Origin of the sequence: Ensifer sp. Root278 (genome assembly GCF_001429285.1) — a bacterium.
Lineage (GTDB): Bacteria > Pseudomonadota > Alphaproteobacteria > Rhizobiales > Rhizobiaceae > Ensifer.
The window spans coordinates 138,051-159,329 of sequence record NZ_LMJJ01000004.1 but is presented as its reverse complement, the minus strand read 5'-3'; the positions used below and the strand labels follow the sequence as shown (position 1 = coordinate 159,329).

Genomic DNA, 21,279 nt, shown 5'->3' with positions numbered 1-21,279 from the left:
GCGCACATGGGGGCATTTCTGCATTGACGTATACGTCAATTTGTATGAATTACACAACATGGTCAGATACTTACGACTAGATAAAACCGACCCAATCACCGACCGGCCTGTAACTCTCTGCCGTGTCAGCTTCCACGCTGCGCTACGGGCCCGTCAATGACAAAGAAAAGGGTCGGTACGCCTACACGCCCGACCCCGTGAAATGCCCGTTAGGCGGTTATCTCGGCAAGGTACTGCCCCCACCGCTCAAGTGCCCCTGCCCGCTGTTCGGCATAGCTGCCCGTCCGGTACGCCTGATCGCTCTTCGATCCGATAGCGTGCTGCTGGATGGCCTTCGTTACGTGCGACGGCACATGCAACACTTCCTCCATCATCGTGATGGCCGTGCGCTGCAAATCCTTGTAGGTCCAGTGGTCCAGCGACGGCTTGCCCGCCGCATGCGCGACCCTGTTAGCCTTGGCGTCTAGCTTGTCCTTTGGTCGCCAGTGACGGTTCAATGGCCGCTTCTCATTGCCGCTCGGCTGGAACAAATAGCCGCTTGTCGTCGGCAGCTGAGCAATCAGCCACAAGGCCCGCTCAGACAACGGCACCATGTGGTCGCCCATGCTTTCAACCTTCACGTCTGCCGCTTTGATGTGCCATTCCCGCTCCACGAAATCGAACTGGCCAAACCGGGCGTCAAAGGTCATTTCCGGGCGCTGCGCAGTGATGAGGATCAACAGCGCCCCCAGTCCATACGGGTCCGGGTCGGCCATGACGGCCTTCCACAGGGCGGCTATCTCCCACGGCTTGAGCACATGACGGTCAGGGTTCTCTTGATCCTGGGTCTTACGCTTCAACCCGGCAAAAGGGTCCATGGTGACATAGGGTGTGCCGTTCGCGCCGTGCTCAGAGGCCCAGCCGCTGAAAATCTTGAGCGCTGAGCGGGTGCGGTTGCGGGAAACCTTCGGCATGCCACTTAGGACGTCGTTAGCGTCGACCTTCGTTAGCACTGGCGCCCCGTCATGGCGGCTAAAGACCCTGCCCCGCCATGTGCCGAGCACGCCTTTGCCAACGCCCCTTGGCAGCCAGCCGCCCTTGCCGTCCGACTTGAGACCGAGCCAATAGGCCGTTTGGATTTTGGTGGTATCGCGATTGGGCTGATACCACTGCATGAACTTCGTCAGCAGTTCCTCAAACGTCCACCCATCCACCTTGGCAGCCTGCACAATTCCAGCCGTACCGTCCTTTAACTCTTTGACCGCTATGGCGGGGTCAATGCGCTGCTTGAGCATCTTGCGGCAGACTTGCGCCAGTTCTTTCGCACCGTCGAGGTCGAGCGGTTCACCAAAGACCGGCTCCACGAGCGGTTGGGGGACATTCACATCAATGCCGCCTACCGTCAGGCTGAGAGGGCCTAGAGTGAGCTTGGCGGGCTTGTGGGTCACAGGGGAACGGTAACGATAAGCCCACGATTGATTGACACTGCCTTGCTTGTTCGGGGGCTGAGATATTACATACAAACCGGGACAATCCTTTATTCGTGTCTCGTCACGCTTACCGGATTGTCTCGCAAGCTTGGCACCTTCGATCGCTGCTTTCGATACGGTCATGGTCCCGGCCTCCTCGGGGTAAGATTGGGGTAAACAAATCTACCATTATGTGAGGCTGAAAGCACGGGAAAATAAGGGTTTCATTGGAAATTTATCTGACACTATGACAAGTTGGCTCCCAGACATTCAGCAGGGTCACGGTCCGCTCTATGCGCGGATTGCTGACCAGATCGAACAGGCAATTGGCAACGGCGCCCTGCCCGTCGGCGCCAAATTGCCACCGCAGCGCAACCTCGCCTACGACATCGGCGTGACAATCGGCACGATTGGACGCGCCTATAACGTCGTCCGCGAACGCGGACTTGTGAGCGGTGAAGTCGGTCGCGGCACCTATGTACTAGATCATCCCGAAAGCCGTCCGCCGGAGCAGGCGGATCCGCTGACGACTTCGCTCGCCGGCACCCGGCCGCTTGTGGCGCCTGCCGGCAAGTTGAGGTTCGACAGCACAGCGGCGCCCGATATCGGCCAGGGCACGGTCTTGAGCGAGGTGCTTGGCGAGATCAGTCACGACCACCATGCGGACATCGCAAGCTACGCCCGCAACTTCCCGGATCACTGGTTCGAGGCGGGTTGCCTATGGCTGGCGCGCGGCGGCTTCCGCCCGAAGCCGGAAAACATCGTGCCGACGCTCGGTGCCCATGCGGGTGTGGTTGCCGTCATCACTGCGGTTACCGCGCCTGGCGACCGTATCGCCTTCGAGACGCTCACCTATTCGCAGGTGAGCCGCAGCGCCGGCCTGGTCGGTCGCCGGACGACGCTGGTCGAAAGCGACGAGTTCGGGATGATCCCCGAGGATTTCGAGCGCGTCTGCGCGCAGCAGCATCCGAAGCTCGCGTTCCTGATGCCGAGCGCACAAAACCCGACGGTTGCCGTCATGCCGCTTGCGCGCCGCCAGGCGATCGCCGACATCGCCCGCAAATACGGTGTCTGGCTTGTTGAGGACGATCTCTATGGCGCAATGACCGGTGATCAGACGCCGCTCTTGGCCGAGCTTGCGCCGGAACGCACCTTCCTGGTTGGCGGTCTTTCGAAGTCGGTCGCTGCCGGTGTCCGTGGCGGCTGGGTCGCCTGCCCTCCGCATTTCAGCCAGCGTATTCGCATTGCCCACAAAATGGTGAGCGGCGGCTTGCCGTTCATTCTCGCTGAGCTCTGCGCGCGCCTCGTGCTTTCCGGTTCGGCTGCAATCCTGCGCAGCAAGGGCATTGAAGAGGTGCGCGCCCGCGAGGCGATGGCCCGCGAAATTTTCGAAGGCATCGAGTTCACCTCGCACCCCTGTATTCCGTTCCTCTGGATGAAGCTGCCCGACCCCTGGCTTTCAGGTACCTTCAAGCAGGCGGCTTTGCAGGAGGGTGTGCTTGTCGACGACGAGGACGAGTTCAAGGCCGGACGAACCGACCGCGTTTTCCATCGCATTCGCATCGGTTTTTCCTCGCCGCCGGACCGAGCCCAGGTAAGAGCAGGTTTTCAGGCGCTGAAGCGGCTTCTCGACAGCGGGCGGGCGGGCTACGACAGTTTTGAGTGACTATAGAAATCCACGGGGTGACTTTCGGGCAAGGTTGAGCAACATACTACTTTAGCAGTTTGCGCACATGATTCGCCTCTAAGGATTCCGCATGCCGCTACCGTTCAGCCCCGCCTCATCGCGTCGCATTGCCTATCTTCTTCTCGCCACGACCACGTTGACCGCCGCCGCCCCGGCCCTTGCCGCGGACGGTGTTTTCGACGAAATGCGCTTCGGCGTGACGACGTCGATCGCCGCCGGCGACAAGCAGGAAGACGGGGTCTTCCCGTCGTTCACCGTGTATTTCGACCCGTTCGACGCCGATGGGGCGACCGACCTCGGCGAAAAACTGCTGCGCCCACGGGTCTATACCGGCGCGGCGGTTGCGACGTCGTCTAATGGGGTCAATCAGGCCTATGGCGGTTTGAGCTGGACCTTCGACATGACCCAGCGCCTCTTCGTCGAGTTCGGCGCCGGCGGCACGATTCATGACGGCGACCTCGATGAACCCAATGGTTCCGGTCCCCAACTCGGCTGCCGCGTCCTCTTCCGCGAATACGCCGCTGCCGGCGTCCGCCTCGACGAGCACTGGAACGTCTCGGCGACCGTGGAACATGCTTCGCATGCCAATCTGTGCGACGGTCCGAACAACGGCCTGACACGCGCCGGCCTTGCGCTCGGCTACAAGTTCTGACGCTGGTCGCCGCACTGCCTTCTGCAAAGCTTATACGGGCGTCAACCGCTGTTGATCGCCCGTATTTTTCTGTCGCGCCGCGCCGCAGCATAGGCTAAAGAAGCCGCAAAGCGCTCCCTGTGTCTGTTGCGGTTCGCACGCGCCATATTCCTCTTAAGTGGATTGCGCGCCGCCCGAAGGATTTGACGGTCGACGATGACGATTTCGAACACCCGCCCCATCACCCCGGACCTCATCGCATCGCACGGGCTGAAGCCCGACGAATACGAGCGCATCCTGAGCCTGATCGGGCGCGAGCCGACTTTCACCGAGCTCGGCATCTTTTCGGCGATGTGGAACGAGCACTGCTCCTACAAGTCCTCGAAGAAGTGGCTGCGCACGCTGCCGACCAAGGGCCCGCGCGTCATCCAGGGGCCGGGCGAAAACGCCGGTGTGGTGGATATCGATGATGGCGACTGCGTCGTCTTCAAGATGGAGAGCCATAACCACCCCTCTTACATCGAGCCCTACCAGGGCGCGGCGACCGGCGTCGGCGGCATCCTGCGCGACGTCTTCACCATGGGCGCCCGTCCGGTTGCTGCCATGAACGCGCTGCGCTTCGGCGCGCCGGATCATCCGAAGACCCGCCACCTCGTTTCCGGCGTCGTTGCCGGTGTCGGCGGCTACGGCAATTCCTTCGGTGTTCCGACCGTCGGCGGCGAAGTCGAGTTCGATGCCCGCTACAACGGCAACATCCTCGTCAACGCCTTTGCTGCCGGTCTCGCCAAGAGCGATGCGATCTTCTACTCCAAGGCCGAAGGCGTCGGCTTGCCCGTCGTCTATCTCGGCGCCAAGACCGGCCGCGATGGCGTCGGCGGCGCGACCATGGCCTCGGCCGAGTTCGACGAGTCGATCGAAGAGAAGCGCCCGACCGTGCAGGTCGGCGATCCCTTCACCGAAAAATGCCTGCTGGAAGCCTGCCTCGAGCTGATGCAGACCGGCGCCGTCATCGCCATCCAGGACATGGGTGCGGCCGGCCTCACCTGCTCGGCCGTCGAAATGGGCGCCAAGGGCGACCTCGGCATCGAGCTCAACCTTGATAGCGTTCCCGTTCGCGAAGAACGCATGACCGCTTACGAGATGATGCTGTCGGAAAGCCAGGAGCGCATGCTCATGGTGTTGGAGCCCGCCAAGGAAGAAGTCGCCAAGGCGATCTTCGTCAAGTGGGGCCTCGATTTCGCGATCGTCGGCAAGACCACGGACGACCTGCGCTTCCGCATCCTGCACCAGGGCGAAGAAGTCGCGAACCTGCCGATCAAGGAACTGGGCGACGAAGCGCCGGAATATGATCGTCCCTGGACCCCTGCCAAGACCTCGACTCCGCTGGCAACCAACGACATCCCGGCTGCTGACGTCGCCGACGCACTCGTGAAGCTCGTCGGTTCGGCCAACAACTCCTCGCGCCGCTGGGTCTACGAACAGTACGACACCCTGATCCAGGGCAACTCGCTGCAGCTTCCGGGCGGTGACGCTGGCGTCGTGCGCGTCGAGGGTCACGTCTCCAAGGCGCTGGCCTTCTCCTCCGACGTAACGCCGCGTTACGTCGAAGCCGATCCGTTCGAAGGCGGCAAGCAGGCGGTCGCCGAATGCTGGCGCAACCTGACGGCAACCGGCGCGCTGCCGCTGGCAGCCACCGACAACCTCAACTTCGGCAACCCGGAACGCCCGGAAATCATGAGCCAGCTGGTCCATGCCATCAAGGGCATCGGCGAAGCATGCACCGCGCTCGACTTTCCGATCGTTTCCGGCAACGTCTCGCTCTACAACGAGACCAATGGCCAAGGGATCCTGCCGACCCCAACGATCGGCGGCGTTGGCCTGATCAAGGACTGGTCGAAGATGGCGCGCATCCGCTTTGCTGCGGAAGGCGAAACGATCCTGCTTGCCGGTGCACCTGTTGGCCTGGGCACCCACATCGCCCAGTCGGTCTACATGCGAGACGTTCACGGCCGCACCGACGGTCCGGCGCCGCATGTCGATCTGGCGCATGAACGCAAGGTGGGCGATTTCGTCCGCGGCCTCATCGTCGATGGCCTCGTGACGGCCGTTCACGATTGCTCGTCGGGTGGCCTGGCGCTTGCGGTCGCCGAAATGGCGATGGCCTCGGGCATTGGCGCCACGGTTGATGCCGTCGCCGGTCACGACCCGATCGCGACCTTCTATGGCGAAGATCAGGGCCGCTACGTCGTAACTGTTGCCGCTGGCGCACTCGACGCGGTTACCGCCCGCGCTAAGGCCGCAGGCGTTGCCCTGCCCGTCATCGGCAAGACCGCTGGCGATGCCGTCAAGCTCGGCGATGCCAGGGCGGTTTCGGTCGCTGAGCTGCGCTCGACCCACGAAGGCTGGTTCCCGGAATTCATGCAGGGCGATCTCGCTCCCGAGAACTGAGAAACGACGACGGGAACCGCTGATCGGCGGCTCCCGTCTGGCTCTTCGCATGCCTCGAAAGGTGTCATCTGGGGACGCGATCAAGCGTGATCATCTGATCGTACCGGCGCCAGCAACTGGCCGCCCTCACCCAATTCAGCAATTGCGTTCCGCCCCTGAATCGTGGTTCCCTAATTTCATGGATGGCGTCGGCAGGCTGCTGACGTTGCAGAATAAAAAGGGAGTTGGCGTATCATGCCCATGACACCAGGCGACATCGAAGACATGATCAAGGCAGGGATTCCCGGTGCCAAGGTCACGATCCGCGATCTGGCCGGTGACGGCGACCACTATGCCGCCGAAGTCGTGGCCGAGGCGTTTCGTGGCAAGACCCGCGTGCAGCAGCACCAGATGGTCTACAACGCACTCAAGGGCAACATGGGCGGTGTTCTACACGCCCTCGCCCTGCAGACGAGCGCGCCGGAGTAAGCCGGAATGGCTGACCTGATCAAGGAACTCGTCAGCGGCGTCGTTGACAGTGCATTGAAGGAAATCCTCAAGAAGACCGGCGTCAAGCGAACCTCGACCAAGCGGACAAAGCGCCGGACGCGGACGACTTCGTCCGGCGGCGGCATCCTCGCGGATATCCTCGAAGCGGCCATTCGCAAGCCGGCCAAGAAGCAGGTCAGCCGTCGCAAAACGGCTGCGGCGCGCAGCAAGACCCGGCGCCGCACCGCTTGACTGCATGTTTCCTTAACTCGTCGCGGATTTATGGACGAAAACATGCAGAAAATCAAAGTGCTACAGCGACCTTTGCGCGCCTGAGAAGACGCGCGGCGCTGTAGTGGTAATAAAACCACATCTTGAGGCCCATCAATATTTGTTGCGATTGGGTGGTGAAAATCACCAATATGCATGCTATCTAGAACCCAATCGATATCCGGCCCTTGAAGCCGGCGCAGGAAGGAAGACGAGATGAGCGGAATTCACGAATTCATCGACAACGAAGTCAAGACAAACGATGTGGTGCTCTTCATGAAGGGTACGCCGCAGTTCCCGCAGTGCGGCTTCTCCGGTCAGGTTGTCCAGATTCTCGACTACATCGGTGTCGACTACAAGGGCGTCAACGTGCTCGCCGATGCTGACCTGCGCCAGGGCATCAAGGATTACTCCAACTGGCCGACGATCCCGCAGCTCTACGTCAAGGGCGAATTCGTCGGCGGTTGCGACATCGTGCGTGAAATGTTCCAGGCCGGAGAACTGCAGTCTCACCTTGAGGCGCAGGGCGTTGCCGTCAAGGGCGCCGCCGCCTGATCTAAGGACGCCTCGTCCCGATCTTTCGGAGAAGGCGGGCAACCGCCTTTTTTGATTCTGGCCGTAATTCCGCATCGCCTAATTTTCGTTGTCCTTCAGAAGGACTTGCGCGTGCGATTCGCGCAGGTGCCGCCAAGATACGTTCAGAGCGTGCTTCCTTCGGGGAGCGAAGGGCCGGATGTCCGGCCTGTCATGAATCGGTTGCGATCGTTCGGCATAAGCTGCCTGTAGAGGGTCTCGCCTCGCCCCTTGGCGCCCGGAAAGTCCGGTCCCTGCCGCTCGACGCTTCCTACGCTTCATGCCGGCCCGGTCCATGCGGTTGGTTTCCAATCGCCCCGGCTGCCCCCGCTCAATTTCGATATGTCTGCTGGCATGGCGTCAGCCGACACCCTTCTTTTCCGGATTTGCTCCGGACCAACCTGTTTCGCTTGCGCCCGGTGCGCCGCTAGGACTTTTTGCAAATGACCAGCACGACCAACGAAGACGCCCGGCCCGGGGTCACGAAATTCCAGTTCATCGCGCTGATGGCCATGCTGATGGCAACCAACGCCATCTCGATTGACATCATGTTGCCAGGTCTGCAGCAGATCGGAGCCAGCCTCGGCGTCGCCTCTGAAAATGAGCGGCAGTACATCATCACCGCCTATCTGCTCGGCATGGGGGTGGCACAGCTGTTCTTCGGCCCGCTTTCGGATCGCTTCGGGCGTAAGCCACCGCTGATTGCCGGCCTTGCCCTCTATGCGCTCTGCGCGCTGGCGATCGCGATCGTACCGAGCTTCGGCCTCATGCTGGCGCTGCGCTTCGTGCAGGGCGCCGGTGCTGCGGCGACGCGCGTCATCACCATCTCGATCGTCCGCGACGTCTATGGCGGCCGACAGATGGCTGAGGTCATGTCTCTGGTCATGATGGTGTTCATGATCGTGCCAGTTGTGGCGCCTTCGATCGGCCAGCTCATCATCAGCCTTGCCGATTGGCACATGATCTTTGTCGTCGTCGCACTCTATGCCGTGATGAACATTGCAATCGTCGTGTCGAAACTCGGAGAGACGCTCGATCCGGCCCATCGCCGCGCCTTCACGCCGGCGGTCATCCTCAGCGGTTTCCGCATCGTGCTCACGAACCGGGTGTCGCTGCTTTACACGCTCGCGACCTCGGTGATCCTTGGTGCACTGTTCGGCTTCATCAACTCGGCGCAGCAGGTGCTCGTCGGCGTCTACGACCTCGGCGTGTGGTTTCCGCTTGTCTTCGCCGCCTTTGCCAGTATGATGGCGGTCGCTTCCTTCACCAATTCCCGCCTCGTCCGCCGCTTCGGCATGCGGCCGCTATCCCATGCGGCACTCATCGGCTTCACGCTGGCGAGCTTCGTCTGGATGTCGGCCTCGCTCTATGCGCCGCTGCCCTTCCCGGTCTTCGTGGTCCTCTACTGCGCCACGATGTTCCAGTTCGGGCTGATCGCGCCGAACTTCAACGCCATGGCCATGGAGCCGCTCGGCCACGTTGCCGGTACAGCGTCGTCCGTACTCGGCTTCATGCAGACGATCGGCGGCAGCGTGATCGGAGCCTTCATCGGCCAGTCCTTCGACGGCACAGCCACGCCGCTCGCCACTGGCTACTTCACTGTCGCCGCAATCGGTCTCGTTTTCGTTCTGATTGCCGAACGCGGCAAGCTCTTCAAACCGCACCATCAGCCGGCCGGTTGATCCCAGAACCGGCCAGTCCTCATTTTTGAAGAATTTACGGGCTCACCCAATGACCACCATCACCAATCAATCCGAACATATCGACGGGGTTTCCGGGGCTCAGCGCCTCAACATGGGCATCGTCGAGTTCATCATCACCATCGCCGTCATGACGGCGAGTGTCGCCATCGCCATCGACAGCATGTTGCCGGCGTTGCCGGCGATCGGCCAGTCTCTGAACGTCGCCAACACCAATGATAGCCAGTTGGTGATCGGCGTCTTCTTCCTCGGCTTCGGCATTTCGCAGATCTTCTTCGGCAGCCTCTCCGATGCCTTCGGCCGACGCCGCGTGCTGCTCGGCGGCCTCGCCTTCTTTACCGTGTCGATGTTCGCCGCCGCTCTCACCCAGAGCTTCGAGACGCTGCTCATCCTGCGTTTCATTCAGGGCATCGGCGCGGCCGCGATCCGCATCACCACCATGGCGATCGTGCGCGATTGCTTCGGCGGCCGCGAGATGGCGCGCGTCATGTCCTATGTCATGATCGTCTTCATGATCGTTCCGATCGTTGCACCCTCGATCGGCCAGCTCGTGATCCTTTATGCCAACTGGCACTGGATCTTCATCCTGATCGGCGTCATCGGCGCGATCCTGTTCGTCTGGGCCTTTTCCCGCATGAAGGAGTCCCTGCCGCGCGAGGAGCGCATGCCGCTCTCCGTCGGGGCGGTTGCCTCGGGCTTCAAGACCGTTCTCACCAACCGCATCACCTGCGGCTACATGATCGGCATGACGCTCTTCACCGCGGTCATCTGCGCCTACATCGTCACGGTTCAGCAGATCTTCGGCGAGGTCTATGGCCTCGGTGACTGGCTGCCGATCGCCTTTGCCGGCACGGCCGGCGGCATCGCGGTCGCGAACTTCGCCAACGGCTTCTTCGTCCGCAGCTTCGGCATGCGCCGGATCTCGCACGTCTCGATGATCCTGTTCACGCTGCTTTCGGTCGTCGGCTTCGTGATGTCGCTCTCCGGCACGCCGGCCTTCGTCGTCAGCTACCTGATGTTCTCGGTGCTCCTGATGTTCTTTGCGGTGATCGCGACGAACTTCACCGCGATCAGCCTTGAGCCGATGGGGCACCTTGCCGGCACGGCGACGGCGATCACCGGCTTTGTCTCGACCACCGGTGGCGCCTTGATCGGCGGCACCGTCGGCCAGCTCTTCAACGGTACGCTGCAGCCGCTCTTTGGCGGCTTTGCCCTCTTCGGCATTCTGACGGTTCTGGCGACGCTCTGGGCCGAGAAGGGGAAGCTCTTCACCCATCCTGGCGACAAGGACGTCACCATGGATCACGGTGGCGGCCATATGTGATTGGCAGCCGCATGGCAAAAACAAAACCCGCCCGGAGCGATCCGGGCGGGCTTTTCATTTGCAGTCGGCTTCAAACGGCTTAGACCGTGAAGACCTCGCGGCGAAGCGTCTCCCAGCTCTCCTTGTCGGTCGCGAGCAGCAGGCCGCCGTTGAGATGGGCAGGCAGATAGGGCGAACCGTCGAAGCGGGCCGCATAGGCACCGGCTTCCTGCGAAATCAGCGTTCCCGCCAAGTGATCCCAGGGCATCAACTTCTGGTACATCAGGAAGTGCAGATGCCCAGCCGCGAAGATGCGATACTCGTGCGCCGCACAGCGGTAGCTGGTGGCCATACGCACCTTGGCCATATTGGCCATGACTTCGCGCCGTGCTTCCTGCTGGTAAAAGCCAGTCGAGGCACCGCCGACCATGGTTTCCAGCGGCACGCCCGCCGTCACCGACATACGCTCCTGCGAGCCGTCAGGGCGGCACATCCAGGCGCCCGAGCCCTTCTCCGCGATCACCCAGTCGTTGCCGAGCGGATCGTAGATGATGCCAGCGACCGTCTCACCCTTGGAGACCACGCTCGCCATCACGCCGAAGAGCGGCAGGCCAGCGGCGAAGTTGAAGGTGCCGTCGATCGGGTCGACGACGACGGCGAGATCGGTCTCGTTGAGCTTGTCGAGAAGGGTCGGATCGGCTGCTACCGATTCTTCGCCGACGAACAGAGCGCCCGGTGCCACCTCTTCGATACGTGACTTGATCAGCCGTTCGGCCGCCTCGTCGCCTTCGGTCACGAGATCGATCGCTTCGGACTTCATCCGGACATCGCCTGCATCAAGATTGCGGAACCGCGGCAGGATCTCTTTGACCGCCGCTTCCTGCAGGAGGTTGGCAAGGCCGGCGATGTCAACGGAATGGCTCATTCTTTGGGCTCCGGTGTGAGGGACAGGAAATCGAACAGCTTGGGATCGAGCAGATGCGACGGGTTCACGTGACCGAGCGCGCGCAGCATCGTGTCCTTGCGGCCGGGCATGCGCCGCTCGATATCGGCCAGCATCGCCTTCATCGCATTGCGCTCGAGACCATCCTGCGAGCCGCAGAGGTCGCAGGGGATGATCGGAAACTCCATCGCGGAGGCAAACTTGGCGAGATCGTCCTCGGCCGCATAGGCGAGCGGGCGAAGCAACATCAGATCGCCTTCATCGTTCAGCAGCTTCGCCGGCATCGAGGCGAGCCTTCCGCCATGGAAGAAGTTCATGAAGAAGGTTTCGAGGATGTCTTCTCGGTGGTGGCCGAGCACCAGCGCGTCACACCTCTCTTCGCGCGCGATGCGATAGAGGTTGCCGCGGCGCAGCCGCGAACAGAGCGAACAGTAGGTCGCCCCCGTCGGCACCTTTTCCTTCACGATCGAATAGGTGTCGCGATACTCGATGCGATGCTTGACGCCGATCGATGCAAGGTATTCCGGCAGGATGTGCTTCGGGAAGTTCGGCTGGCCCTGGTCGAGATTGCAGGCGATGAGCTCCACCGGCAAGAGCCCGCGCCATTGCAGGTCCATCAAGAGCGCAAGCAGGCTGTAGCTGTCCTTGCCGCCGGAAAGGCCGATCAGCCAGCGCTTCGCGCCCTTCAGCATACCGAAGTCGTCGAGCGCCTGGCGGGTCTGGCGCAGAAGGCGCTTGCGCAGCTTGTTGAACGAGACGGAGGACGGCATGCGGCTGAACAGCGGATGCGTGCCGGCGTCGATCTCGCCCTCATCGAAAGTGATTTCGGCCTGGTCTTGCGACACGTTAAGCGAAAGGTCCATGGCGGGGATCCTGTGCGGTAGGCACGGGCGCAACCCGCGCCCGGCAAATCTTGGCCTGCACTTGCCCGCTCCGGCCGTCAAGATCAAGGGAAATCGGCCGGATTGTGCTGGTTGCGATGCCGCAGAAGGTCCTAGGACCCGAAGACCGACCAGCCGGTGCGCGCTGCCAGCATCTCAAGCGCCAGCGAGCCGAGCAGCGAGTTGCCGTTTTCGTTGAGACCAGGAGACCAGACGGCAACCGACGCCCTGCCCGGCGCCACCGCCAGAATTCCGCCACCCACGCCGCTCTTGCCCGGCAGGCCAACGCGGTAGGCGAAATCGCCCGAGCCGTCATAGTGGCCGCAGGTCAGCATCAGCGCGTTGATGCGTCGCGCCCGCTGGCGCGAGACGACGTTATGGCCCGTCAGCGGATTGCTGCCGCCAGCGGCCAGAAACAGCCCGGCCTTGGCCAGCTGGCTGCAGGTCATCGCCAAGGCGCAATGGTGGAAATAGACGCCGAGTACATGCTCCACCGGATGGTCGAGCTTGCCGAAGGAGCGCATGAAATTGGCAAGGGCGAAGTTCCTGTAGCCGGTGGCCGTCTCCGAACGCGCAACTTCGTGGTCGATGACGATCTCGTCGTCGTCGGCAAGGTAACGGATGAACTGCACGATTTCGCCGATCAGTTCCCGCGGCGTATGGCCGGCGAGGATCAGGTCGCTGATGGTGATGGCGCCGGCATTGATAAAGGGATTGCGCGGCTTTCCGCCTTCCTGCTCCAACTGGACGATGGAGTTGAAGGCCGAGCCGGATGGCTCGCGGCCGACACGGTGCCAGATGTTTTCGCCGTGTTTGCCGAGTGCCAGCGTCAGTGTGAATACCTTGGAGACGCTCTGGATCGAAAACGGCACTTCGGCATCGCCGACCCGGTAGATCTTGCCGTCGGTGGTCACGATCGCCATGCCGAAATGTTTGGGATCGACGCGCGCGAGTTGCGGAATGTAGTCGGCGACCTTGCCCTGGCCGAACCTTGGGCTCAGCTCCCGGTGGATATCGTCGATAATCGCCTGCAGGTCCTGCGCAGCGTTCTGCTCGGGCATCGGCTTCCCTCTCACTCATCGCCTGTCGAAGGGATGAAATCGCGCCATGGACGGCAGCGCAAGGTAATCGCTACCGAAAAAAAAACCGCCCGTTTCCGGGCGGTTTTCGATACGTCACAAGGCGTGAGCCCCGGATTAACGCGAATAGAATTCGACGACCAGGTGCGGTTCCATGACGACCGGGTACGGAACGTCAGAGAGGCCCGGAACGCGGACGAAGGTCGCAACCATCTTGTTGTGGTCGGCTTCGATGTAGTCCGGAACGTCACGCTCAGCGAGCGAAACCGATTCCAGAACGGTTACGAGCTGCTTGGACTTTTCCTTGACTTCGATAACGTCGCCCGGCTTGCAACGGTAGGAACCGATGTTGACGCGGACGCCGTTGACCTTGACGTGGCCGTGGTTGACGAACTGACGGGCTGCGAAGACCGTCGGAACGAACTTGGCGCGGTAGACGATCGCGTCGAGACGCGACTCGAGCAGGCCGATCAGGTTTTCCGGGGTGTCGCCCTTGCGGCGGGAAGCTTCAGCGAAGATCGCGCGGAACTGCTTCTCGCGGATGTCGCCGTAGTAGCCCTTGAGCTTCTGCTTGGCGCGCAGCTGTACACCGAAGTCCGAGAGCTTGGACTTGCGGCGCTGGCCGTGCTGGCCCGGGCCGTATTCGCGGCGGTTTACCGGGGACTTCGGACGGCCCCAGATGTTTTCGCCCATACGGCGGTCAATTTTGTACTTGGACGATTCGCGCTTGCTCATCGCATTTCCTTTCAAACAGTTACACCGGTCTGTTTCCAAACCGGATCAAGGAAACACGCCCTCCTCTGAACCCATTTTCGGGATTCTGACAGGTTTCTCACGATCACGCTGACGGAGAAGCCACGGGACATGTCAAATGAAACACCGGACATTTCTGCCCGGCGTTGGGGCGGCTTTAGTGCGTCCGGCCCCTATTGTCAACGAAATTGTGACAAACCGGCATCCGTTCAAGCCGGATCAACGGCTTCGGCCCGTTCCAGCGAGACGAGCAGTTTCCTGAGGAGCGCCGCCAATGCGGCGCGATCCTCCTTGCTCAGCCCTTCGAGGTACTGCGCCTCGCTGGTCATATCCGCGCGAATCGCCGTTTCCGCAAGCGCTATTCCTTTCTCGGTCAGTCCGACGACGCTGCTTCGGCCATCGGAGGCCGAGCGCTCGCGCACGATTAGCCCAGCCTTTTGCAGTCGATCGAGCCGGTGCGTGAGCCCGCCCGACGAGATCATCAGCAATGTATAAAGGTCGGTCGGCGTCAGGCGATAAGGCGAACCTGAACGCCTAAGCGTCGAGATCACATCGAACTCGCCGCGGTCGAGGCCGAAGGAGGCGAACGTCTCCTCGATCGACGGGCGCACAAGGTTGGAAAGGCGGTAGGCGCGCCCAAGGATGGTCATCGGCTCGGTATTGAGGTCGGGCAGTTCTGCCGCCCACTGCGCCTGCAGCCGGTCGACGTGATCCCTCGCCTCGTTCTCATTCTGCATTGCTCACCTCATTTCATCAATATATCTTGACGAGAAGATAGTTTCGGATAATATCTTCTCGTGAAGATAATTCATCCGCAACGGGAAGCCAACCCGACCGGAGATGGAGGCCAGCATGTTTCATGTCATTCCGCGTGCAGAGCAGAAGCAGAGCCCCAACCGAACCATCCTGTTTGAAGGCGGGCAATACGGCGCACCCATCTCGCTGTTCCTGATGGATGCCGAGCCCGGCCAGGGGCCCGCCCTTCACATCCATCCCTATCCGGAGACCTGGATCGTGCATTCCGGCGAAGCGGAGTTCACTGTCGGTGAGCAAAAGATCATGGGCAAGGCCGGCGACATCATCGTCGTCGATCCCGAGACGCCGCACCGTTTCGTCAACACTGGCACCAGCCGGCTGCAGATGACTTGCATCCACGCGTCGGATCGGGTGGTTCAGACCTGGCTCTAGCATTCGTGCGCTTTTGGCTGTGACAGTAGCCCAAAGGCGCGGGAATCGGGAATGGAGGCGGCTTACTCGGCCGCCGTGGCCGTCGTGTTGCCCATATCCGGTCCGTTCGCATCCCCCGGCGCGGTTTCGCTGCCAAGGTCCGGAAAGGCGACGATGCGCTTACCGGAGAAGTCCGCATGGATGACGATCAGCCCGTGTTCCTCGAAATATCCGAGCAGGCGGCGCGCACGACGGGCCGAATGCGTGCCATAGGCGCGCGCAATCATCGCGTCCGAAGGACACGGCAGGCGGCGGACGGCTGCTTGCGCCATCATCAGGAACACGGCCTGAAGATCCTCGGTCACACGATCGGCAAGCTGCAAGGCCTGCGCCCAGGTCTCGGTCGCCGCCGTCTCGGCGTCGACACCGGAACGGGCAACCGCCATCTTGCGGCGGAAGGCACTGAGGGAAAGTGCTGCACCTGACGGCAGGCGGCGAATGCGGCAACGCACCAGGAAGTCCTGGAACAGTTCTGCATCGGGACGGAAGGCCGCCTCCGGATTGGTGAGGATTTCCGCGAAGACGCTGTCGAGCAGGCTTTCTTTCTCGTCAGCGGTCATCTCCGGCTGAACCGGCCTCGCCTCGATTGGCGCTGCTGCTTCCGGCCGCGGGCGTGATAGTTCGGCGAGGATGTCCGTTGTCGGGCGCGGCGGCGCGACCGCGCGGCGCATGATCGGCCGGGTCAACTCGTCCGGGTCCGGCGTGAAGATCAAATCCTCGACGTCCTGCGGCGCCTCCGGCAGCGGCATGAGCTTCGGGCTCGTCGAACGGGCCGATGTCTCGACCGTGCCGATCGTCACCTTCAGCGGTCTGCGCGACAGCGCCGGGCCGAGTGCGACGAAGGAGCCGCGCTTCAGGTCACGGAACATTTCCGCCGTGCGCCGGTCCATGCCGAGCAGATCGGCCGCACGCAGCATGTCGATGTCGAGGAAGGTACGACCCATCAGGAAGTTGGAGGCTTCGGCCGCCACGTTCTTGGCAAGTTTCGCCAGACGCTGCGTGGCAATCACGCCGGCAAGTCCGCGCTTGCGGCCGCGGCACATCAGGTTGGTCATGGCGCCGAGCGAAATCTTGCGCACCTCTTCGGTGACGTCGCCGGCAACGGACGGCGCAAACATCTGTGCTTCGTCGACCACGACGAGCACCGGATACCAGAACTCGCGGTCGGCATCGAACATGGCGTTGAGGAACACGCCGGCGTTGCGCATCTGCTGCTCGATATCGAGGCCTTCGAGCGAGAGCACGCAGGAGACGCGGTGCTGGCGAATGCGGTTGGCGATGCCAATCAGCTCCGCATCGGTCCGCTCGCCCTCGACGACCACATGGCCGAACTTGTCGGCGAGCGTGACGAAATCGCCCTCGGGATCGATGATGCACTGCTGCACCCAGGGTGCCGACTGCTCCAGCAGCCGACGCAACAGGTGCGACTTGCCCGAACCGGAATTACCCTGCACCAGCAGACGGGTGGCCAGAAGCTCCTCGATATCGAGCGAGGCCGATGTCCCTTCGGACGTCGCTCCCATGTCGATGCCGACCTTCATTTCCACCTCTTGCTGAATTGATTCGCGCTCGGGCGCAGACCGCCGAGCCGGCGACACCTAGCACGCTTTTGCCGGAATGCGTGCCTCCGACGCAGAAAACCCACAGGGAATACATGCCGGAAAGTCACCCGGAAAGAACCGGATGCACAAATCCGCTCGCCGCAAGATAAAGTTGAGGTTGGCTGAAGTTCGTACTTTTGCGAGCAAAGGCGAATGCCCATATCGGTTATGGTCGAAGCGTTTTGCCAGGGGCAGTGATGGAACACTACGAAACAGAACAGCAAATGGAGATGAACAATCTCGATCAGCGCATGCGCGACGCTTACAAGGATACGCAACGCATCACGTCAAGGGATGAAGCCGCACGCACCAGCCGCATGCACTTCCGGACCGCCTGCGTGCTGGCTGTCTTGATCGGCATTTCCCTGGCGATCTTCTTCTAGCCGATCGCCTCAGTCCGTCTCGCCCGGTGCTCCACGGCTGCGTCGGGCGTTACCGTCAGGCCGAATCCCTGCATCAGCCGCCGGGTCGCAAAATCTGGCTTGCCGGAGGTAAAAATTGCCGGATCCTGGCCATTCAACGGCTCGAAGCCGTTCGGCAGCGGCACGAGCGAACGCGCCCGCCGGGCAATCGCTTCGGCCGGATCCAGCCAGTCGACAGGCCATGGCGCGAGCTTTCGGAAGACATTGGCCATGAAGGGATAGTGCGTGCAGGCCAGCACGACGATATCGGTCTTCCTGCCGTCCATCTCGACGAAACACGGGGCGATTTCGGCAAGGACCGTCTCATCATCCAGCTTCTCGCCACGAATATAGGCCTCCGCCATCTTGGCGAGGTTCTCCGAGCCGACGAGGCGCACGTGACATTGGCTGGCGAAGGACTGGATGAGATCACGCGTATAGGCGCGCTTGACGGTGCCCGGCGTCGCCAGAACAGACACAAGACCGGAACGTGTGCGCTCGGCTGCCGGCTTGATCGCAGGCACTGTGCCGACGAAGGTCATCTGAGGATAGGCGGCGCGAAGGTCGGCGCCGACCAGCGTGAAGGCGGTGTTGCAGGCGATCACGCAGATTTCCGGATCATGCTCGGAAAGCAGCCGGCCGAAAAGCTCGATCACCCGCGCCTTCAGCGCCGCCTCTTCCCAGCCACCATAGGGAAAGCCGGCGTCGTCGGCCACATAGATGAAATGCCGCTCGGGCATCAGCACCCTCGCCTCGCGCAGCACGGTCAAGCCGCCGATGCCGCTGTCGAAGACGAGAATGGGTTTCAGTTCACTCGCTGTCACCTTTGTCTCGCGCTTTCCTGTTGTGCTCGCCCCTGCTGTGATCACCCGGAGCGCCGGAGCCCCGCGGGTTTTCCCGCGTGAACCGGTCGAGCGAAGAAATGACGCCGCGCAGCACCTGGATTTCGGATTCGGTAAAGGATGGTCTGGTCAGAACAGCGCGCAGGTTTTCGACCAATTTCGGCTTTTTGTCGGCGGAGCGGAAATAGTTGCGCGCGTCGAGCGCTTCCTCGACATGCTCGAAGAGCCCCTGCAGATGTTCCTTGGTTGCCGGCCGCTGCTCGATCGCCTGGAAGGAGGTCTGGTCCTCCGATTCCATGCCGGTCTTCAGCCACTCATAGGACATGAGCAGCACCGCCTGAGCGAGATTGAGCGACGCGAAGGCCGGGTTGACCGGAAAGGTCACGATTTCGTCGGCAAGCGCCACTTCCTCGTTGGTAAGCCCGGTGCGCTCGCGCCCGAACAGGATCCCGGTCTTCTCGCCGCCCTGGAAGCGCTGGCGCAGCGTGCGCGCTGCGACAATCGGAGAGCGGACCGGCTTGTAGCCGTCGCGGTCGCGAGCGGTCGTCGCATAGACGAAGTTGAGGTCGGCAATAGCCTCTTCGACCGAACCATAGAGCTTGGCGCTGTCGATGACGTGGTCGGCGCGGCTCGCAGCCGAGCGCGCCTTTTCGCTCGGCCAGCCGTCGCGCGGATTCACGAGCCGAAGCTCTGCCAGACCGAAATTCGCCATCGCTCGCGCAACCATGCCGATGTTTTCGCCGAGCTGCGGATAGGCGAGAATGATCGCCGGTCCTTCCACCAGAAGTTCGCGCTCGCTGTTCGTACCTGCCATTTTCCCGTGCCTTCGCCTGTCGTTCGGCGCTTCCCTTGCACAAATACCGCGGAAATTAAAGTCCACTACAAATGAAGCCGGTTGAGAGAGACGCCGATCATCTCGAGACCAAGCTCCGCATCGTCCTTCGAGATCGGCAGGTGCCGATCGACCGGCGCACCGATCCGGCCGACCTCGTAGAAATAGGCGGACGCCTTGTCGCGCACCGACCGAACGAGTTCGAGATTGGCGTCGATGTCCTCTTTGAAATCGGTGCCCTCCAGCTCCGCATCCGTGCCGACGCGTCGCGCGAAGACCCGTGCCCAGTAGGTGCAGGCCATGAAGATTGCCAGCGCCTGGCGCACATGGCCGGGGCGCGTCACCAGCTGCCACGGAAGCCCGAGCGGTTTTGCCGCCGCCGCGAGCTCGCGATAGGCCCGGTCGAGCGCCTGAGAGCGGGCAACGAGAACCATGCCGGAAGTGCCGTCCCGCGCAGCCTGCAACAGGCCGATCAGTTCGTCGCACCAGGTCGCGACAGCTGCATCGAGCGTGGTGCGGGTGCGCGTCGGAAAAACGACGAAGGCGACGGCCGCACCGGCGATCGAGCCGATCATGGTTTCCTCGAGACGAAGCTGCAGGAGATGCGGCGTCAGCACGCCCATGAGGCTGTAGACCAGCGACAGCACGACGGAAATGAAGAAGGTCATCGTCGCGTAGGAAACGGCGAGGAAATAAAAGGCAAGAAAGACGCAGAGGGCGCAGAGCGGCAGAACGAGATAGATATTGCCGCCAACCAGCGTGCCGACGACGATGCCGACCACGATGCCAAAGAGGGTGCCTGCCGAGCGCTGCAGCGCCTTGACGGCCGTGTCGCCACGCGAACGTGTGTTTGTGAAGACCAGAAACGCCGCGAGCACCGCCCAGAACCAGCGCTCGCGTGACAGCATCAGCCCGAAGACCATGGCGATGCCGGAAGCAAGCGTGATCTGGATCGCTGCCTTCAGCGCCGGGTCAGTAAGCGATGGCTTCCAGCGGCTTGGTCCGCCACTCATGTGTGCCTGCGGCTCTTCGAGGTCGGCCGGCGTCAGCTTTGCAAGGCTGCGGGCAAGCCTCTGCCTGACATTGCGAAGCCAGAGCAGCGCCTTCACCGTTTCCGCGCGGCGTGGTGCGGCATCGCCGAGCCGCGCGATCTCCTCGTCGATCCGCTCGCCGTCACGCGCCAGCATCGCCTCGACCAGTGCTGGCGGCGGCATCGACTGGAAACTCACCACGATCACGCTTTCGGCCGCGAGATGCAGGTCGAAAAGATTGACGACGACATCGGCCGAGGCGAGGCCCGGCTCCGGTTCCGGCCGCCGGTTCTCGGTCGGAATGAAGCTTTCGGCCATCAGCACCGCTTCCTTCAGCCGTTCTTCCGTCGTGTGCAGCCGACGCCGGTCGACCTCGGAGAGAACCGGCTTGCGGGCGATCTCCGCCAGTTGCTGCAGCATCTGGTCGACGCGGCGCTGCACGCTGGCCGTCGCGCGCAACAGGTCCTGGTAGCGATCATCCGGCAGCAGCCGTGTGCGAACAAGATGCGCGACCGTGGCTGACACCGCCGCGCCGAAGAACAGCGCCGGCAGCTGGTCGAGCGTCGGTCGCAGATAGGCGCCGGTGAAATAGGACATGAAGGCGAACATGCCGACGGCAAAGCCGCGGGGCCCGAAGGACCGGCCATAGACGGCGAGAAATATGATCAGCAGGAAAACGACATCAGATGCGTAGCGATGAGTCTCTAGAACCGATGCAAGCCCGACCATGCAAACACCGACGGCGACGGCGATAATGCGCGTCAGGCGCTGGCCTGCCACCGTCGTGTCGCGAACGGCGAGACCGCCTTCGATCGACAGCGACGCAGCGAGGCCGAAGGCGGCCGGCGGCAGCGGCGCCACGAGATAGTGAAACGCCATCAGCAGCAGAATGGAAACGACGATCGTCGCGGTGATGCGGGAGGCCTGCCGCAGGCGGGAGAAGGCCGGATCGTTGGCAAGAAGCCAATCGCGCATACGGGAACGAAATGCCATCGGATGCCTTTATCTGTCTGCGTTCGCCTCACGTGCGCGTCGCTTCGCGGGGTTCTTTCTGCATAGCGGCAGGCGCGATCTTTGCAAGGCCGGCGCGCTGAAAGCCCAGCCGGAAAGGCGTGCCGAAGCCTTGTGCGAGGCCAGTTTCAACCTCCGTCCAAAGTTTCA

Annotated in this window: 20 protein-coding genes; 10 read left to right on the top strand and 10 right to left on the bottom strand. The window is 62.2% G+C overall.

Annotated elements, in window-relative coordinates; all coding sequences use genetic code 11:
- Positions 1–209: 209 nt before the first annotated feature.
- Positions 210–1,592 carry a hypothetical protein gene (locus ASE60_RS06575; protein WP_057248944.1) on the bottom strand — a complete coding sequence of 461 codons (1,383 nt, stop codon included), beginning with the start codon at positions 1,590–1,592 and terminating at the stop codon, positions 210–212.
- A gap of 103 nt (positions 1,593–1,695) precedes the next feature.
- Between ASE60_RS06575 and ASE60_RS06570 the strand changes: the two genes are divergently transcribed.
- From ASE60_RS06570 to ASE60_RS06535, 8 genes are all read left to right on the top strand, one after another.
- Entirely contained in the window at positions 1,696–3,114 is a 1,419-nt protein-coding gene (locus tag ASE60_RS06570) for a PLP-dependent aminotransferase family protein (RefSeq protein WP_057248943.1), read from the top strand.
- A 91-nt stretch (positions 3,115–3,205) separates the two neighbouring features.
- A complete protein-coding gene (locus tag ASE60_RS06565; RefSeq protein WP_057248942.1) occupies positions 3,206–3,787 on the top strand; it encodes an acyloxyacyl hydrolase in 582 nt (193 codons plus the stop codon).
- 195 nt (positions 3,788–3,982) lie between these two features.
- The gene (gene purL, locus ASE60_RS06560) at positions 3,983–6,214 is read left to right on the top strand and encodes a phosphoribosylformylglycinamidine synthase subunit PurL (protein WP_057248941.1); all 2,232 of its coding nucleotides are present in this window, start codon (positions 3,983–3,985) and stop codon (positions 6,212–6,214) included.
- 234 nt (positions 6,215–6,448) lie between these two features.
- Positions 6,449–6,682: a BolA family transcriptional regulator gene (locus ASE60_RS06555; RefSeq protein WP_057248940.1), complete on the top strand. Its 234-nt coding sequence runs from the start codon at positions 6,449–6,451 to the stop codon at positions 6,680–6,682.
- A gap of 6 nt (positions 6,683–6,688) precedes the next feature.
- Positions 6,689–6,934 carry a hypothetical protein gene (locus ASE60_RS06550; protein WP_057248939.1) on the top strand — a complete coding sequence of 82 codons (246 nt, stop codon included), beginning with the start codon at positions 6,689–6,691 and terminating at the stop codon, positions 6,932–6,934.
- A 234-nt stretch (positions 6,935–7,168) separates the two neighbouring features.
- Positions 7,169–7,507 carry a Grx4 family monothiol glutaredoxin gene (grxD, locus tag ASE60_RS06545; protein ID WP_057248938.1) on the top strand — a complete coding sequence of 113 codons (339 nt, stop codon included), beginning with the start codon at positions 7,169–7,171 and terminating at the stop codon, positions 7,505–7,507.
- 461 nt (positions 7,508–7,968) lie between these two features.
- Positions 7,969–9,207 carry a multidrug effflux MFS transporter gene (locus ASE60_RS06540; protein ID WP_057248937.1) on the top strand — a complete coding sequence of 413 codons (1,239 nt, stop codon included), beginning with the start codon at positions 7,969–7,971 and terminating at the stop codon, positions 9,205–9,207.
- A 49-nt stretch (positions 9,208–9,256) separates the two neighbouring features.
- Positions 9,257–10,549, top strand: a complete 1,293-nt coding sequence (locus ASE60_RS06535) for a multidrug effflux MFS transporter (protein WP_057248936.1) — start codon at positions 9,257–9,259, stop codon at positions 10,547–10,549.
- Between the two features lie 79 nt (positions 10,550–10,628).
- Here ASE60_RS06535 and ASE60_RS06530 read toward each other — a convergent pair whose 3' ends face one another.
- The 5 genes from ASE60_RS06530 to ASE60_RS06510 form a co-directional block, all read right to left on the bottom strand.
- A complete protein-coding gene (locus ASE60_RS06530; protein WP_057248935.1) occupies positions 10,629–11,453 on the bottom strand; it encodes an inositol monophosphatase family protein in 825 nt (274 codons plus the stop codon).
- On the bottom strand, positions 11,450–12,334 hold the full coding sequence (gene ttcA / locus ASE60_RS06525) for a tRNA 2-thiocytidine(32) synthetase TtcA (protein WP_057248934.1): 885 nt from the start codon (positions 12,332–12,334) through the stop codon (positions 11,450–11,452). The genes ASE60_RS06530 and ttcA overlap by 4 nt, the downstream gene beginning before the upstream one ends.
- A gap of 131 nt (positions 12,335–12,465) precedes the next feature.
- On the bottom strand, positions 12,466–13,413 hold the full coding sequence (locus ASE60_RS06520) for a glutaminase (protein ID WP_057248933.1): 948 nt from the start codon (positions 13,411–13,413) through the stop codon (positions 12,466–12,468).
- Between the two features lie 135 nt (positions 13,414–13,548).
- A complete protein-coding gene (gene rpsD, locus ASE60_RS06515) occupies positions 13,549–14,166 on the bottom strand; it encodes a 30S ribosomal protein S4 (RefSeq protein WP_057248932.1) in 618 nt (205 codons plus the stop codon).
- 227 nt (positions 14,167–14,393) lie between these two features.
- Positions 14,394–14,921 (bottom strand): MarR family transcriptional regulator, encoded by a 528-nt coding sequence (locus tag ASE60_RS06510; RefSeq protein WP_057248931.1) that lies wholly within the window; start codon positions 14,919–14,921, stop codon positions 14,394–14,396.
- 115 nt (positions 14,922–15,036) lie between these two features.
- On the opposite strand from ASE60_RS06510, the gene ASE60_RS06505 reads away from it, so the two are divergent.
- The gene (locus ASE60_RS06505) at positions 15,037–15,372 is read left to right on the top strand and encodes a cupin domain-containing protein (protein ID WP_057248969.1); all 336 of its coding nucleotides are present in this window, start codon (positions 15,037–15,039) and stop codon (positions 15,370–15,372) included.
- A gap of 62 nt (positions 15,373–15,434) precedes the next feature.
- On the opposite strand, the gene ASE60_RS06500 is transcribed toward ASE60_RS06505, so the two are convergent.
- On the bottom strand, positions 15,435–16,952 hold the full coding sequence (locus tag ASE60_RS06500) for an ATP-binding protein (protein ID WP_057248930.1): 1,518 nt from the start codon (positions 16,950–16,952) through the stop codon (positions 15,435–15,437).
- Between the two features lie 257 nt (positions 16,953–17,209).
- Here ASE60_RS06500 and ASE60_RS34450 point away from each other — a divergent pair, with 257 nt between their 5' ends.
- The gene (locus tag ASE60_RS34450) at positions 17,210–17,395 is read left to right on the top strand and encodes a hypothetical protein (protein ID WP_156414594.1); all 186 of its coding nucleotides are present in this window, start codon (positions 17,210–17,212) and stop codon (positions 17,393–17,395) included.
- On the opposite strand, the gene murI is transcribed toward ASE60_RS34450, so the two are convergent.
- From murI to ASE60_RS06485, 3 genes are all read right to left on the bottom strand, one after another.
- Positions 17,392–18,237, bottom strand: a complete 846-nt coding sequence (gene murI / locus ASE60_RS06495; RefSeq protein WP_057248929.1) for a glutamate racemase — start codon at positions 18,235–18,237, stop codon at positions 17,392–17,394. The genes ASE60_RS34450 and murI overlap by 4 nt on opposite strands.
- On the bottom strand, positions 18,224–19,069 hold the full coding sequence (locus ASE60_RS06490; RefSeq protein WP_057248928.1) for an RNA methyltransferase: 846 nt from the start codon (positions 19,067–19,069) through the stop codon (positions 18,224–18,226). Before ASE60_RS06490 ends, murI begins: the two co-directional genes overlap by 14 nt.
- Positions 19,070–19,134: 65 nt before the next feature.
- Entirely contained in the window at positions 19,135–21,111 is a 1,977-nt protein-coding gene (locus tag ASE60_RS06485; RefSeq protein WP_057248927.1) for an FUSC family protein, read from the bottom strand.
- Between the last annotated feature and the right edge of the window lie 168 nt (positions 21,112–21,279).

Excerpts from the sequence above, each read along its gene's own strand:
- ASE60_RS06575 (WP_057248944.1), bottom strand. The coding sequence starts at position 1,592 with ATGACCGTATCGAAAGCAGCGATCGAAGGTGCCAAGCTTGCGAGACAA.
- ASE60_RS06570 (WP_057248943.1), top strand. The coding sequence starts at position 1,696 with ATGACAAGTTGGCTCCCAGACATTCAGCAGGGTCACGGTCCGCTCTAT.
- ASE60_RS06565 (WP_057248942.1), top strand. The coding sequence starts at position 3,206 with ATGCCGCTACCGTTCAGCCCCGCCTCATCGCGTCGCATTGCCTATCTT.
- purL (WP_057248941.1), top strand. The coding sequence starts at position 3,983 with ATGACGATTTCGAACACCCGCCCCATCACCCCGGACCTCATCGCATCG.
- ASE60_RS06555 (WP_057248940.1), top strand. The coding sequence starts at position 6,449 with ATGCCCATGACACCAGGCGACATCGAAGACATGATCAAGGCAGGGATT.
- ASE60_RS06550 (WP_057248939.1), top strand. The coding sequence starts at position 6,689 with ATGGCTGACCTGATCAAGGAACTCGTCAGCGGCGTCGTTGACAGTGCA.
- grxD (WP_057248938.1), top strand. The coding sequence starts at position 7,169 with ATGAGCGGAATTCACGAATTCATCGACAACGAAGTCAAGACAAACGAT.
- ASE60_RS06540 (WP_057248937.1), top strand. The coding sequence starts at position 7,969 with ATGACCAGCACGACCAACGAAGACGCCCGGCCCGGGGTCACGAAATTC.
- ASE60_RS06535 (WP_057248936.1), top strand. The coding sequence starts at position 9,257 with ATGACCACCATCACCAATCAATCCGAACATATCGACGGGGTTTCCGGG.
- ASE60_RS06530 (WP_057248935.1), bottom strand. The coding sequence starts at position 11,453 with ATGAGCCATTCCGTTGACATCGCCGGCCTTGCCAACCTCCTGCAGGAA.
- ttcA (WP_057248934.1), bottom strand. The coding sequence starts at position 12,334 with ATGGACCTTTCGCTTAACGTGTCGCAAGACCAGGCCGAAATCACTTTC.
- ASE60_RS06520 (WP_057248933.1), bottom strand. The coding sequence starts at position 13,413 with ATGCCCGAGCAGAACGCTGCGCAGGACCTGCAGGCGATTATCGACGAT.
- rpsD (WP_057248932.1), bottom strand. The coding sequence starts at position 14,166 with ATGAGCAAGCGCGAATCGTCCAAGTACAAAATTGACCGCCGTATGGGC.
- ASE60_RS06510 (WP_057248931.1), bottom strand. The coding sequence starts at position 14,921 with ATGCAGAATGAGAACGAGGCGAGGGATCACGTCGACCGGCTGCAGGCG.
- ASE60_RS06505 (WP_057248969.1), top strand. The coding sequence starts at position 15,037 with ATGTTTCATGTCATTCCGCGTGCAGAGCAGAAGCAGAGCCCCAACCGA.
- ASE60_RS06500 (WP_057248930.1), bottom strand. The coding sequence starts at position 16,952 with ATGAAGGTCGGCATCGACATGGGAGCGACGTCCGAAGGGACATCGGCC.
- ASE60_RS34450 (WP_156414594.1), top strand. The coding sequence starts at position 17,210 with ATGGAACACTACGAAACAGAACAGCAAATGGAGATGAACAATCTCGAT.
- ASE60_RS06490 (WP_057248928.1), bottom strand. The coding sequence starts at position 19,069 with ATGGCAGGTACGAACAGCGAGCGCGAACTTCTGGTGGAAGGACCGGCG.
- ASE60_RS06485 (WP_057248927.1), bottom strand. The coding sequence starts at position 21,111 with ATGGCATTTCGTTCCCGTATGCGCGATTGGCTTCTTGCCAACGATCCG.